This window comes from Shewanella sp. Isolate7, assembly GCF_022398425.1.
GTDB lineage: Bacteria > Pseudomonadota > Gammaproteobacteria > Enterobacterales > Shewanellaceae > Shewanella.
Genome location: NZ_JAKEVJ010000216.1, coordinates 1 through 508, shown reverse-complemented (window position 1 = coordinate 508; position 508 = coordinate 1). Strand labels below are relative to the sequence as shown.

At 49.0% G+C, this 508-nt stretch carries 1 protein-coding gene; it reads right to left on the bottom strand.

Annotation, left to right across the window (positions count from 1 at the left end):
- Positions 1 to 508, bottom strand: a 508-nt coding sequence (lepB, locus tag L1D47_RS21100; RefSeq protein ID WP_239886657.1) for a signal peptidase I, incomplete at both ends; no start/stop codon positions are given.

The window sequence follows — 508 nt, the reverse complement described above, 5'->3', positions numbered from 1 at the left end:
ATATAATTGGTATTAGGTTCAATGGGGTAGTTGAACACCACCACATCGCCACGCTGAATGTTGTCCGTAGGAATCGCCACAGTGTTCACCACAGGAATACGGATGCCGTAAGCAAATTTGTTCACCAAGATAAAATCACCTTTTACCAAGCCAGGGCGCATGGAGCTGGATGGAATGGTAAATGGTTCGGCAACAAAGGTTCGCAGCACGAATACTACCGCAATCAAAGGGAAAAAGCCTGCAATGTAGTCACGGAAATGGTTGTGGTCGTAAGTGTTTTCAGGCTGCTTTGTGTGTGTTTTCTTTTGCCAGAGCCAAATGATGCCTGTTCCCAGCGTGAATGTGAGCAAGGCGGCGGTAAAACTCCATTGCAAAACCATAACGATGATACCGAAGATGCCTGCCATGGCGAGCAAGTAGCCCCATTGCAATGCGCTACCCCATTCCCCTTTTTCGGTGCGTTCTTTGCTGCCGAAAATGATGAGTGCGATGCCGACGAGGGTGGCGG